5 protein-coding genes and 5 pseudogenes are annotated in these 12903 nt (G+C 68.7%); 5 read left to right on the top strand and 5 right to left on the bottom strand.

Annotation, left to right across the window (positions count from 1 at the left end; genetic code table 11):
• Positions 1 to 355 precede the first annotated feature (355 nt).
• A pseudogene (locus B1A87_RS13345) lies at positions 356 to 1533 on the bottom strand (MFS transporter); the annotation flags it as partial.
• A gap of 425 nt (positions 1534 to 1958) precedes the next feature.
• On the opposite strand from B1A87_RS13345, the pseudogene B1A87_RS13340 reads away from it, so the two are divergent.
• The 3 genes and pseudogenes from B1A87_RS13340 (at position 1959) to B1A87_RS13330 (ending at position 6771) form a co-directional block, all read left to right on the top strand.
• Positions 1959 to 2980: pseudogene (locus B1A87_RS13340) on the top strand (3-oxoacyl-ACP synthase III).
• Positions 2974 to 5719, top strand: a pseudogene (locus tag B1A87_RS25050) (alpha/beta fold hydrolase). Before B1A87_RS13340 ends, B1A87_RS25050 begins: the two co-directional pseudogenes overlap by 7 nt.
• Complete coding sequence (locus tag B1A87_RS13330; protein WP_078027683.1) at positions 5716 to 6771, top strand: NAD(P)-dependent oxidoreductase; 1056 nt, start codon at positions 5716 to 5718, stop codon at positions 6769 to 6771. Before B1A87_RS25050 ends, B1A87_RS13330 begins: the two are co-directional and overlap by 4 nt.
• Positions 6772 to 6781: 10 nt before the next feature.
• Here the strand turns inward: B1A87_RS13330 and B1A87_RS13325 are convergent, their stop codons facing one another.
• Positions 6782 to 7501: a haloacid dehalogenase type II gene (locus B1A87_RS13325; protein ID WP_260680836.1), complete on the bottom strand. Its 720-nt coding sequence runs from the start codon at positions 7499 to 7501 to the stop codon at positions 6782 to 6784.
• Positions 7502 to 8284: 783 nt separating this feature from the next.
• Positions 8285 to 8569 (bottom strand): hypothetical protein, encoded by a 285-nt coding sequence (locus tag B1A87_RS13315; RefSeq protein WP_185982326.1) that lies wholly within the window; start codon positions 8567 to 8569, stop codon positions 8285 to 8287.
• A gap of 89 nt (positions 8570 to 8658) precedes the next feature.
• Here B1A87_RS13315 and B1A87_RS13310 point away from each other — a divergent pair.
• Positions 8659 to 9310, top strand: a pseudogene (locus tag B1A87_RS13310) (putative PEP-binding protein); the annotation flags it as partial.
• Between the two features lie 78 nt (positions 9311 to 9388).
• On the opposite strand, the pseudogene B1A87_RS13305 reads toward B1A87_RS13310, so the two are convergent.
• Both B1A87_RS13305 and B1A87_RS13300 read right to left on the bottom strand, forming a co-directional pair.
• Positions 9389 to 11064 (bottom strand): annotated as a pseudogene (locus tag B1A87_RS13305) (thiamine pyrophosphate-binding protein).
• A gap of 120 nt (positions 11065 to 11184) precedes the next feature.
• The gene (locus tag B1A87_RS13300; protein ID WP_078027679.1) at positions 11185 to 11688 is read right to left on the bottom strand and encodes an Lrp/AsnC family transcriptional regulator; all 504 of its coding nucleotides are present in this window, start codon (positions 11686 to 11688) and stop codon (positions 11185 to 11187) included.
• Between the two features lie 93 nt (positions 11689 to 11781).
• Between B1A87_RS13300 and hisC the strand changes: the two genes are divergently transcribed.
• Entirely contained in the window at positions 11782 to 12879 is a 1098-nt protein-coding gene (gene hisC, locus B1A87_RS13295; RefSeq protein WP_078027678.1) for a histidinol-phosphate transaminase, read from the top strand.
• Positions 12880 to 12903: the final 24 nt, after the last annotated feature.

The raw sequence follows: 12903 nt of genomic DNA, 5'->3' as shown, positions 1-12903 counted from the left end.
AGTTAGCCTGCCACCGCAGCGCGGGCTGCCCCGACGGCGCTGGCAAGGCCGAGCCCGATGGTCTGGAAGGCCGTGCCCACCATGACCAGGTCCTGCGGCCGCGGGATGTGCCAGTACATGGGGGCCCAGCCGAGGAAGTGCCCGCCGTCCTGGACCACGGTGCGGCGCTCCGGCAGCACGGCATCCAAGGCTGTGGCAAGGGCGCGCGGGTCCAGCCGGCCGGCCGCCCCCTCGCCCAGGCGCCTGCGGGCTTCCGCGCGCCACGCTTCTGCCTATCAGGTCCTGTCGAACGCGCCTGAGTGCTGCTGAAGCGCCGATTCCCTGACTTCCGGCTCTGACGAGCCGCCCTCTTCCGGCCCGGCGGGTAGGCGTGCTTCCGGCCGCCCGCGTGACCACGAGGGCGACAACGACCGGCACGGCCGCGGCGACAGGCACCATGAGCGGGCCGGCCACCACCAGGGCGGCGGAACCATAGAGCGCGCCGATGGTGATGCCGAGCTGGATGGTTAGGACGGTGAGGCCGTTGGCGGCTTCCTTGTACTCGCCCCCGGCCCGGAGGATAGCGGTCTGGTTGTAGACGCCGACGGCGCCGAGCCCGGCACCCCACACGGCCATGAGGACCATGGCGACGGGTATGTTGCCTCCGCCGAGCGGGAGGAGGAGCATCGCGACGGCGATGGCCGCCGTCGTGATGAGCAGCGAACGGCGAGGCCGAGAGTCCACGGTGAGGCCCGCCATCCAGATTCCGACCAGTCCGGCAACGCCGAGGACGGTGAGGGAGAGGCCGACGGCGTAGTCGGGCAGGCCGGCTTCCCGGATGAACGGCGCGATGTAGGTGAAGAGTGCGAAGTGTGCCAGGACCAGCAGCGGCCAGGCGATGGCCACGGATTTCACGCCGGGCTGCGCGATCGCTTTGCGCAGCGAGGGGCGGACGGCGTCGGGGATGCGACAGACCTGCGGCAGCAGCCAGACGGCCAGGCCGGTCAGGAGCAGGCCGAAGCCGGCGAGGAAGAGGAAAGCCGCGCGCCAGCCGAAGAGCGTGCCCAGTGCCGTGCCGACGGGAGCGCCGATGGCCAGGCTCAGGCTGTTGCCGCTGAAGACGATGGCCAAGGCCTTGCCCACCTTATCGGCAGGGACCACCCGCGAGACGAACGGGGCCGTGGTGGTCCAGAGCAGGCCGTGTGCCAGGCCACCGACCAAGCGCGCGGCCATGGCGGCGGTGAAGTTGGGCGCGAGACCGACCAGGACGTTGCTGAGCGCGAACGTCAGGACGAGTGACACGAGCAGGGTCTTCCGCGGCACCCTGGCCAGCAGCCGCGCGGCGGGGATCACGGTGACCACGATGACGGCGGCGTAGGCGGCGGCGAGGAAGCCGGCGACGGGCTCGGAGACGTTCAGACCCCCGCTGATCTGCGGCAGCAGGCCGGACGGCAGCAACTCCGTGGTGATCGCGGTGAAGGCAATGGTGGCCAGAACCAGCATCGCGGCGAGCGGGAAGCGTCTGGGCGCAGGTAAAGGCAGGGCGGAAGACATGGGGAGCGGATCCATTCAAAAGGGAGGAGCGGAGAGGGACGTCGCTGGCCCAGAAGTTCCAACCACAAAGCTAGCCGTTTTATTCGCGGCGAGGCAGGGCCTGCTAGTGCCTGTCTCAGGTCGACTAAGGGCGAAGACGAATTCGGCACCATCTGTCCGAGTAACAGAAGTGGCCTGGTCAAACAGCGGAAAACGGAAACCCCGGCATGATGATCAGGCCGGGGCGCGTCACATATGGGCTCGCGTGTCGATGCCACTATATTCTAAGCATGCTTACGAATGGCGTTTCGGGTCGGTCGGCTAACGGCGGGGTCAGGTGTGACTCCGGTGTACGACCTGGTTGCTGCGGTACCTCCCAATAGGAACGCGCGCTTATGGGTAAAGTCACCGCAACGATGTAGCACGGAAACGAACAGGGGCTTTCATTGGCAGGGAATGCAACTTTCCGGCATAGCAACACCGCGCTGCTCTCTGTTAGCAGTGTGGAGGCTCCCAGGATCGTGAGTTCTAAGGATTTCGACCGCAGGCTGGCTTCGACCCTGCAGCGGCTGAACTTTCCGCCCCGGTTGCTTGAGCGTGTTGCCGGCGTAACGCACCGCCGCTGGTGGGCGGCCGGGACCTCGTTTGATGATGCTGCCACCGAACGGGCGCCAAAGCCCTGGCCGAGGCTGGCGTCGAAGCGTCCGACGTCGGCCTGTTGATCAACACCTCGGTGACGCGGCGGAACCTTGAACCGTCCGTCGCGGTGAAGATCCATCACGAACTCGGCCTGCCGTCGTCGGCCATGAACTTCGACCTGGCCAACGCCTGCCTGGGGTTCGTGAACGGCCTGACCCTGGCGGCCAGCATGATCGACTCGGGGCAGATCACACACGCGGTGATCGTTAACGCCGAGGATGCCGAGGCCACCCAGGAGGCCACGCTGGCCCGCCTCCAGCGGACCGAGACCACGCGGGAGGACTTCAACCGCGAGTTCGCCACACTCACCCTGGGCTCTGGAGCTGCTGCCGCCGTCCTGGGTCCCGCGGACAAGCATCACGGTGCTCACCGGATCGTCGGCGGGGTGATGCGCGCCGGCACCGAACATCACGAGTTGTGCGTGGGCGGTCTTGACGGCATGACCACCGACACGAAAGGACTGCTCGACGGCGGCCTCCAGCTCGTCGTCGACGCCTGGCATGAAGCCCAGCCGGAGTGGGACTGGACCGCCATTGACCGCTACGTAACGCACCAGGTGAGCAATGCCTACACGCAGGCGATTATCGACGCCATCGACCTGGACCCCGCGAAGGTGCCCATCACGTTCCCGCACTGGGGCAACGTGGGCCCGGCCTCCCTTCCCATGACTCTCGCCGCCGAGGCCCAATCCCTTGAAGCGGGGGACCGGGTCCTGTGCATGGGCGTTGGATCCGGGCTGAACACCGCCATGCTGGAGATTCTTTGGTAACCGCCAACTGGCCTGGCGTCGATCCGGAATGGTCGCGGGAGATTGACGTCAAGTCCACCTCCGGCGCCGATACCCCGGGCACGGTGCGCCGCTGGCACCTGCTGGACAACGGAGCCCAGCTCAACAGTCTCGGACTGGTCCCCGCCGGTACCCTGCTCTGTGTGCACGGCAACCCCACCTGGTCGTATCTGTGGCGGACGTTGCTGGCAGCCGGATCGGATCCCGCCCACCCGTGGCGCGTTGTGGCGGTGGACCAACTGGACATGGGCTACTCGGAGCGCACCGGCACCTTCCGGCGCCTGGCCGACCGCATCAACGACCTAAGTGACCTGACCGGCGCTCTCGGCCTGGATGGGCCGGTGGTGACAGCGGGCCACGACTGGGGCGGCGTGATCAGCCTGGGCTGGGCCCTGGCGCACCCGCAGCACCTCGCCGGGGTGGTGCTGACCAACACGGCCGTCCACCAACCCTCCGGTTCAGCGATCCCGCCGGCGCTGCGCCTTGCCCTGCACCCCGCCGTCCACGGTTGGGGAACGACGACGACGGACGCGTTTCTTCGGGTGACGCACTCGCTGGCCCACCCGCCGCTGCCCGCCGACGTCCGAGCGGCCTACATGGCTCCCTACCGCGAAGCCCACCGCCGCACCGGAGTAGGGAACTTCGTGGCGGACATCTCCGTGGACGCCTCCCACCCCAGTTTTTCCGCGCTCACCGGCGCCGCGGAAAGGCTGCGCGGGTTGAAGGTCCCGGCGCTGATGCTCTGGGGCCCCCGTGATCCCATCTTTTCCGACCGGTACCTCAAGGACCTCATTACCCGGCTTCCGCATGCGGATGTGCACCGCTTCGAAGGCGCCGGCCATCTCGTGGCGGAGGACCGGAACATTGCCGCGCCGGTCTTCCAATGGCTCGCCAGAAACTTTGGCGCCGGAAATGCTGTCGCCCCCGACAGCCCATCCGCGGTAGCGGACGCCATGACGCCCGGCGGCCGGCGGCCGGACCACGCAGCTGAGCCGGAGCAGACCGAATTCCGGCCCCTGTGGGACCTGCTCGGCAAGCAGGCGGCAGGGCCCGGGGCGCGGACACCGCCGTCGCGGAAATGGCGCCGGACGGCACGGTGGCCAGCTCGCTCAGCTGGCAGCAGCTGGACCGGAACATCCTGGACCTGGCTGCGGGACTGCGGGAAGCCGGGGTGCACAGCGGCAGCCGGGTCAGCCTGATGGTTCCGCCGGGGTGGACCTGACCGCCGCCCTCTACGCCTGCCTCCGGCTGGGGGCCGTGGTGGTGGTGGCCGACGCCGGACTGGGAACCAGGGGCCTCAGCCGTGCCGTGAAAGGCGCAACCCCCGATTTCCTGATCGGAATCGACAAGGCGCTCGCGGCCGCCTCAGTGCTCGGCTGGCCTGGACGCCGGATCAGTGTGCGGGAGCTCCCGGCCGCCCGCCGCCGGATGCTGGGCGTCGAAGCCTCCCTCGACGCTCTGGCGCGTACCGGTGCCGCCGCGATTCATTGCAGCCGGGGACGGCGTGGACGCGGACGCCCCGGCCGCCGTCCTCTTCACCTCGGGCTCCACCGGCCCGGCGAAAGGCGTGCTCTATACCCACCGGCAGCTTGCCGCGATGCGGGACACCGTGGCCGCAACCTTCGACCTCCGTCCCGGAGCACGGCTGGTGGCCGGTTTTGCGCCGTTCGCCCTGCTGGGACCGGCACTCGGAGCAGTGTCGGTGACACCGGCCATGGACGTCACCGCGCCCCGCACCCTGACCGCGGGCGCGCTCGCCGGCGCCGCCAAGGCGATCGACGCCACGGTGGTCTTCGCCTCGCCGCCGCGCTGCGCAACGTCATCGCCACCCGCGATGGCCTGGATGAAGCAGGGCGTGAGGCTTTGACGGCATCGGATTGCTGCTCTCTGCCGGCGCGCCCGTCCCGGAACCGCTGCTGGCAGAGGTGCAGCGGCTGCTGCCCCGGCCTCGCTGCATACCCCGTACGGGATGACCGAAGCGCTGCCCGTTACCGACATCAGCCTGGGACAGATCCAGGCGGCCGACGCCGATGCTGCCGCCGGCACTGTCGCTGACACTGCCGCCGGCGCTGACACTGCCGCAAGCGCCGTGGCGGGAGCAGGCAACGGCGTCTGTGTGGGGTGGGCGGTGCATGGCGCCCGGGTGGCCGTCGTGCCGCTGGCGGCCGATGGCACGGCGCCCGGTTCCTGTCCCGTGACGGAGCCCGGAATAACCGGCGAGATCCTGGTCAGTGCCCCGCACGTCAAGGAAGCGTACGACCGGCTCTGGCTGACCCAGCAGGAGAGCGCGAGCCTGCCCGGCTGGCACCGCACCGGCGATGTGGGGCACTTCGACGGCGCCGGCCGGCTGTGGGTGGAGGGACGCCTCGCCCATGTGGTGACAGCGCCTGGTGCTGTGGTGACGCCCGTGGGCGCGGAGCAGGCCATCGAACGCCTGGACGGCGTCCGGCTGGCCGCGGTCACCGGCGCCGGGCCGGCGGGCACCCAGGCCGTGGTCGCCGTCGTCGAAACCGTCCCGGCCGCGCGTAAAGCCGCCCTGCTGCCCCGCAGCTCGCCGGGAGAGTCCGCAGGGCGGCGCTTGAGGCCGGCGTCCAGGTATCCGCTGTGCTTGAGGTCCCCGCACAGCCCACCGACATCCGGCACAACGCCAAGATCGACCGGAGCCGGCTGTCCCGCTGGGCTACGCGGGTGCTGGCCGGCGGGCGGCCAGGGAAGCCATGAGGGTCCTCGTCACCGGAGCAAGCGGGCTGCTCGGGGGAGAAGTTGCCAGGCTGCTGGTGCGCCAGGGCCATGACGTCACCACCTTCCAGCGCCGTCCGTCAGGGGTCGACGGCGCCACGGACTTCTGCGGGTCCGTCGCGGACGCTGAAGCGCTGCGGAAAGCAGTCGAAGGCGCGGAAGGAATCATCCACCTGGCAGCAAAGGTTTCTTTCGCGGGTCGTGCCGCGGAGTTCGATGAGGTGAATGTTGAAGGCACCCGCCGCCTGCTCCATGCCGCCCGTGCGGCCGGAGTGCGGGACCTGGTGTATGTGTCCTCCCCGTCCGTAGCCAATACCGGTGCCGCGATCGCCGGGCTGGGCGCGGAGCCGGCTGACCCGCAGCGTGCGCACGGTGACTACTCCCGCACCAAGGCCGAGGCTGAGCTGTTGGCGCTCGCAGCCGACGCTCCGGAATTCCGGGTCGCAGCCGTGCGGCCCCACATCGTCTGGGGCCCCGGGGACACCCAACTGGTGGAACGGGTCCTGGCACGTGCAAGCCGTCACCGCCTGCCGCTGCTCGATGCCGGTGCGGCCCTGATCGACACCACCTACGTGGACAACGCGGCCGCGGCCATCGTCGCCGCGCTGCACCGCATGGAACACGTGCACGGCAGGGCTGTGGTGGTGAGTAACGGCGAGCCGCGGCCGGTGGGGGAACTGCTGGCGGGCATCTGCGCCGCGGGAGGCGTCCCCGCGCCATCGTGGCACGTGCCCGGTGCGGTGGCACGGGCGGCGGGAGCCGTGGTGGAGAAGCTCTGGACCTGGGTTGGAAGGAAAGAGGAACCGCCGATGACCCGGTTCCTCGCCGAGCAGCTCTCCACCGCCCACTGGTTCGACCAGCGCGAGACCAGGGAACTCCTCGACTGGACCCCCGCCGTCTCGATCGACGAGGGGCTGGCGAGGCTGGCAGACGCCTACGCAGCGCGGGTGGGCCCTGCCCGCGTAGCGGTGGCGGAAACCGGACACCGCGCTGAACATCCTCCGGCACACCGCTTAGGTATCTGTCCGCCGTGACCCCGCGGGTTTAGCAATCCGCGGCCAAGGCGCCGGGCAGTTCGTCCAGGGTTGCCAAAGTGTAGTCCGGCTTCGAAAAATAGGCGGGGTACTGTGCTCCGGTGCGGTTGAGCCAGGCGGTGTGCAAGCCTGCCCGCGCGGCCCCGTGGATGTCCCAGGGGTGTACCGCCACCAGCAGCAGTTGCCCGGCCGGAACACCGAGGACGCCGCTGGCGTAGTGGTAGGAGGCGGGCGCCGGCTTCCAGGCCGGTGCATCCTCTACGGATAGCAGGAGGTCAAACTGGTCCCGGATCCCGCCGTCCGTGAACAGTTTCTCGGCGGTGCCAGTGGAGCCGTTGGTCAGTGTTGCCAGCCGGTAGCCGGCGTTCTTCAGTGCCCGTACGCCTCCGGGGACGTCCGGGTGCAGCTTCAGTCCGGACAGGGCGGTCATGATGTGTTGCACGGACTCCTCCGCGTCCCGGTTGAGTTCCTTTGCTGGAAGCAGCCCGCGCAGGGCTTCAGCCCCGATATAAGCAAACGCCTGCTTGTCCCCGGCGGCGGCAAGGGCGAAGCCGTCACGCAGCAGGCTGGCAAACCACACCTTCGCCAGCAGCGGAGGAGCACCCACGTCCGCAAACCGGTCCGCCAGGGGTGACATATCGGACAACGTCTCGTTGACGTCGAAGACTATTGCTGCAGGGTTTCCAGCCATGGTTTCCTCCCGGGTTCCGGCGCGATCCGCCTCTGCCATTGTGCCCGGACTGCCGCTCGAAGTGACAGTGTCGGATGGCCTGGGTTGTCGGCAGCTGCTGAACGTGAGCCTTCCCACTTTATTTTGAGTAGCTCGTGATAAGCCCTAAAGTTGAAACCAGGCCACCGTCGCCCTTGAGTACCGCACCGGTGAACATTCCCGGGCCAGCTGGGCATGCGACACAAGCCGCGGGCGCCCTTCTGCTTGAGCGGCACAAAAATCTGAACGGCTCTCATCCTGAAACCCCAAGGAGAACCCATGACTTTGCTGGCCGAACGCCCCGCAACCTCGCCATTGACCACCGAAACCGTTATCCCAGCCGCTGGCACCGCACCGCGTGGCGGTAGCTACGTGACTCGTCCTGCCGGCAGTCCCGCGGCCCGCTTTGAGGGCACGTATGTTGCCGTTGCCGGCAGCCGGAACCTCCCCCCTGTCACCCGTGGCAGCTATGCCACGGTGGACGGGCTCCCGACTGTTGACGCGAGTGTCGTCGAGGGCAACTTTGTAACACTTCCCGCGGCGGCTTAGACGCCCGGTGCCCCGGCGGGATTGCACCACCGAGGGTTGAGCAGGAGGCCGACGGCGACAGTCAGTGTCGTCGTCGGCCTCCTTTTTGGTTCTATCAGGGCGGGAGTCGGTGCTCGGCTAGCTCCCCAGGTCCAGCAGGGTTTCTCCTAGGTCCAGCAGGAATGCTGGCCGCCGCAGCCCCCGCCGCAGTCGGACACCACAACACCTTCCGCCCCGACGAACTTGGCAGCCGTTCTCGAGGGGAGCACCGCCAACTTACGCTGGACAGCCAGCAGCGATGACGTCGCCGTCGCTGGCTACCGCGTAACGCGCAATGGAACTGTCCTGCCAGGCACCGTAGCCGGCACGCTTCGCCGACCAGGGTCTCGCCGCCGGCACATAGACGTATTCGGTTACAGCCATCGACGGCGCCGGCAACGTATCGGGCCCGAGCAACAGCGCCTCAGTAACGGTCCCCGCAACGGAACCGCAGCCGCCGGACACCGCGGCCCCCAGCGTCCCGGCGGACCTATCGGCCATCGGCGAACGGCCACTACTCACGCACCAAGGCCGAGGCGGAGCTGCTGGCGCTGGCAGCGGACGCTCCGGAATACCGGGTCGCAGCCGTGCGGCCCCACATCGTCTGGGGCGCGTTCACGCCCGAACCGGCGATTGTGAGAATGTCCGACTTCAAGTCCAACGAGTACGCCAACCTCCTGGGCGGACCGGCCTACGAACCGCGCGAAGAGAACCCGATGCTCGGCTTCCGCGGCGCCTCACGCTACCTGGAGCCGTCCTTCCGTGACTGCTTCGACCTTGAGTGCGAGGACCGCGGGTCATCGAGCTGCTCGCCGAGAACGGGCTGCGCCGCGGCGAGAACGGCCTGAAGTGGTCATGATGTGCGAGCTTCCCTCTAACTCGCTGCTTGCCGACGAATTCCTGGACTACTTTGACGGCTTTTCGATCGGCTCCAATGACATGACCCAGCTGGCGCTGGGCCTGGACCGCGACTCGGCGATCGTGTCCGCAGGTTTCGAAGAGCGCGATCCTGCCGTCAAGAAGCTCCTCAGCATGGCCATCAGGGCCTGCCGGGAACGCGGCAAGTACGTGGGCATCTGCGGCCAGGGCCCCGGCGACCACCCGGATTTCGCAGAGTGGCTGGTGGATCAGGGCATCGACTCCGTCTCGCTGAACCCGGACACCGTGGTGGACACCTGGCTCCGGCTCGCGGACGTCGCGGCCAACGCTTCCCCAAGAGCCTCAGCCGGAGCTGAGGCCGCGGCCGTGGCGGGGGCGCTCTGACCCACCAGCTGTCCTGACTCACGAGCCTGACTGGCCTGCCGCCGTCGGAACATATCCGACGGCGGCAGCCTGAGGTAGTTAACCCGCCACCGCCGCCTTCGCCTCCTGCTTGGCCTGCATCCACTCGCTCAGCCACGGGGCCCGGACGCTCGACGTGATGCGGCAGTCGGCCACGAAGGTTCCTTTGGCGCCGGCGTCGATCCAGTCCTTGAGTGCGTCAAGGTCCGCCAGTGAGCGGATGATCGCCGACTCGGCACCGAGCGCGCGGGCGATGCCGCTGAAGTCCACCTCGGGGATCAGCATGGGCTTTTCAGTCAGGCCCTGGGAGCCGTACTGGTGGATTTCGGCTCCGTAGGCGGCATCGTTGTAGATCACCACGACGGCGCTGCCCGCCGCTCCAATCAGTGATTCGAGGTCGGACAGGCCCATCAGGAAACCGCCGTCGCCGGAGGCCAGCACCAGGGTGCGGCCGTCCTCCACGGCGCGGGCTGCCCCGACGGCGCTGGCCAGGCCCAGCCCGATGGCCTGGTAGGCGGTGCCCACCATGACCAGGTCCTGGGGGCGCGGGATCCGCCAGTACATGGGTGCCCAGCCGACGAAGTGCCCGCCGTCCTGGACCACCGTGCGGCGCTCCGGCAGCACCGCATCCAGTGCCGTGGCAAGGGAGCGCGGGTCCAGCCGCCGTCCGGCGTCTCCGCGGAGCCTGCCTGATGGGCCGGTCCCTCGGCCAGGCGCCGGCGGGCTTCCGCGCGCCAGGCATCTGCCCGGCCAGCGTCCGGCGAGGCCGTGCCATCCAGCATCCTCAGGATGTGTCCCGCAGCAGACTTCACGTCCGCGCTGACGAACGTATCCACCCGGGGGTTCGTCGGCTGCAGCGCGGCGTCGATCTGGACGACGGTGCTGTCCGGGCCGAGCAGGTGCCCGAACCGCATGGTGAACGGGCTCAGGCTTGCCCCGGCCACCAGGACCACGTCGGCCTCAGCCATGAGCCCGGCCGCGGTATCCGTGCCGAAGCCGCCGGCGACGCCCAGGTACCCCTCGCCCTGGAGCAGGTTGAGCGCCAGGGCGGTTCCGGCGGTCAGGGCGCCCAGCCGGTCGGCAAGCTCGCGGAGCTCCGGGCCGGCGCCGGCGAGGTGTCTCTTATACACATCTAGATGTGTATAAGAGACAGTCGCCCCGGCGAGCAGGCGGGCCACCTGCCCGAGTCCGCCGTCGACGTCGTCAATCACCGCCGGTGCCAGCGGCTCGGGAAGCTCTTCGTCCGCAGCCTCGAGTGCCGCGAGGTCGTAGGGGATGGCAATGACGACGGCGGTCCGCTTGGTGAGTGCGTACTCCACCGCCTGCTGCGTGATGGAGCCCGCGGCGTCGCGGGTGACGGTGAAGGTCGCCGCGCCGAGGCCTGCAGCGATTGCCGTCTGGTCCACGTCCTGGGGCCGGGCGCCGGTGCTCGGCGCGTCCCCGGTGATCAGCACCACGGGGATCTGGGCCTGGACCGCCTCGGCGAGGGCGGTGAGTGCGTTGGTGTAGCCGGGGCCGTAGGTGGTGGTGCCCGCGGCGAGACGTCCTGACGTCCGGTAGTAGGCATCGGCCGCGGCGATGGCGGCGCCTTCATGGCGGACGGGGGAGAAGCGGAGGCCCAGCTTTTCAGCGGCGTCCAGGAAGTAGACGTTTCCGTTGCCCATCACGCCGAAGACATCGCTGAGATAGCTGCTGAGAACCTGCGCCACGCGGCCGGAGACGGTAAGTGAAGTCATGCAGGAATCTTGTGGGCTGGTTCACAGATAGGCAAGAGAGTCGAGTTCGATTGGGATATTTGGCAGGCGAGTGCCGATTGAACTGAAAATATGCGCACCTGTGGTGTGCATCACCCGCACTCAGGAGGAGGGGCGGGATTCCTGCTCGGAGAGCCGGCTCAGGAGGCCGTCATAGCGGGGCGGCATGAGTTCCAGTACGGAAATGGCCGTGCTGGTCCGCTGGATCCCCTCGATTTCCAGGATCTCGTTGGTGATGCGGTAGAGATCCGCCGTGCTGCGTGCCACCACCTTGGCCATGAGGTCCGCGTCCCCGGTGGTGGCGTGCACCTCGATGACCTCCGGGATCGCGGCGAGCCCGTCTTCCACCGCGCCCGTCCGCGTCTGGCTGATGGACAGCGAGAGGAAGGCCATCAGGTCATAGCCGAGCGCGGCGGGATCCAGCCTCCGGCTGAAGGAGCGGAGGGCGCCGCTGCGCTCGAGCCGTGCCAGCCGGGCGTGCACCGTGTTCCGTGCCACGCCGAGCGTCCGCGAGAGTGCCAGGGCGCTGGCTTCGGGATCTTTGTCGAGGGCCAGGATGATCCTGCCGTCGAGAGAATCCAGGGCGCGGGGGTTCGGGATGGTCATATTTTCACCACAGACTGTTGAAGTTGAGCAGAAGTCCCAATGGCTTGAGGGTATCTTGCATTGTGGGCAGGGTCACAACCATGATCGGTCCTCATGACCCGTGATCAGCTCCTCACCGCACCGGACACCGCGCTCCCCACCCTTCGTGGCGCGGTGGCCGGCCTCCCGCCCTACGTCCCGGGACGGCGCAGCGCAGGCGCGGACATTGCAGCCCTCGCCAGCAACGAAAGCCACTACGAGCCCCTGCCCGCTGCCGCCGCCGCGGTGGCCGCCGCGGCCGGTACGATGAACCGCTACCCGGACAGTGCCGCCGTCGAACTCCGTGAACGGATTGCCCTCCACCTCGGCGTCACGGCCGGAGAGGTGGCGGTGGGACCCGGCAGCGTGGGCGTCCTCCAGCAGATCATCACCGGCCTGTGCGACGCCGGCGATGAAGTGATCTTCGCGTGGCGCTCGTTCGAGGCCTACCCCATCCTGGTTGAGCTGGCAGGCGCCCGGCCGGTCCGCATCCCGCTGGACGACGTTGAGGGCCACGACCTCGAGGCCATGGCCGCGGCCGTCACTGACCGCACGAAGGTCATCCTGCTCTGCACCCCCAACAATCCCACCGGCGTGCCGATCAGCCACGACCGCATTGAGGCCTTCCTGCAGGCCGTCCGCTCCGACGTCCTCGTGGTGATCGACGAGGCCTATGTGGAATACGCCGAAGCGGGCAGCGGCCCCGATTCCCTGGCGCTCTACCGCCGGTACCCGAACGTCTGCATCCTGCGCACCTTCTCCAAGGCCTACGGGCTCGCCGGCTTGCGCGTGGGATACGCCGTGGCGGTGCCGGCCATCGCCGAGGGACTCCGCCGGACCGCCCTTCCCTTCTCGGTCAGCGCGCTGGCCCAGAAGGCGGCCATCGCGTCGTTGGACGCGGGGGAGGAGATGGAAGCGCGGGTGGCCGCCGTCAGGCAGGAACGCGCACGGATGGCCGCGCAGCTCGAAGCCCAGGGCTGGAAACTGCAGCCGAGCCAGGGCAATTTCCTATGGATCCGCGCAGACGAGAGCCTCCGCGCGAGGCTGGTGGATGCGTTTGACGCCGCCGGCCTCATGGTCCGGGCGTACCAGGGCGACGGCGTGCGGATCACCGTTGCCGATACCGCCTCCAACGACCGCGTGCTCCGGCTCTTGGAAGCGCACGCAGCCTGACAACCGACTGACTTTTACCAACCC

The sequence above is a fragment of the Arthrobacter sp. KBS0703 genome (genome assembly GCF_002008315.2).
GTDB lineage: Bacteria > Actinomycetota > Actinomycetes > Actinomycetales > Micrococcaceae > Arthrobacter.
Note: the sequence above shows the minus strand (reverse complement) of the source record. Positions and strands in the feature narration are given on the sequence as shown.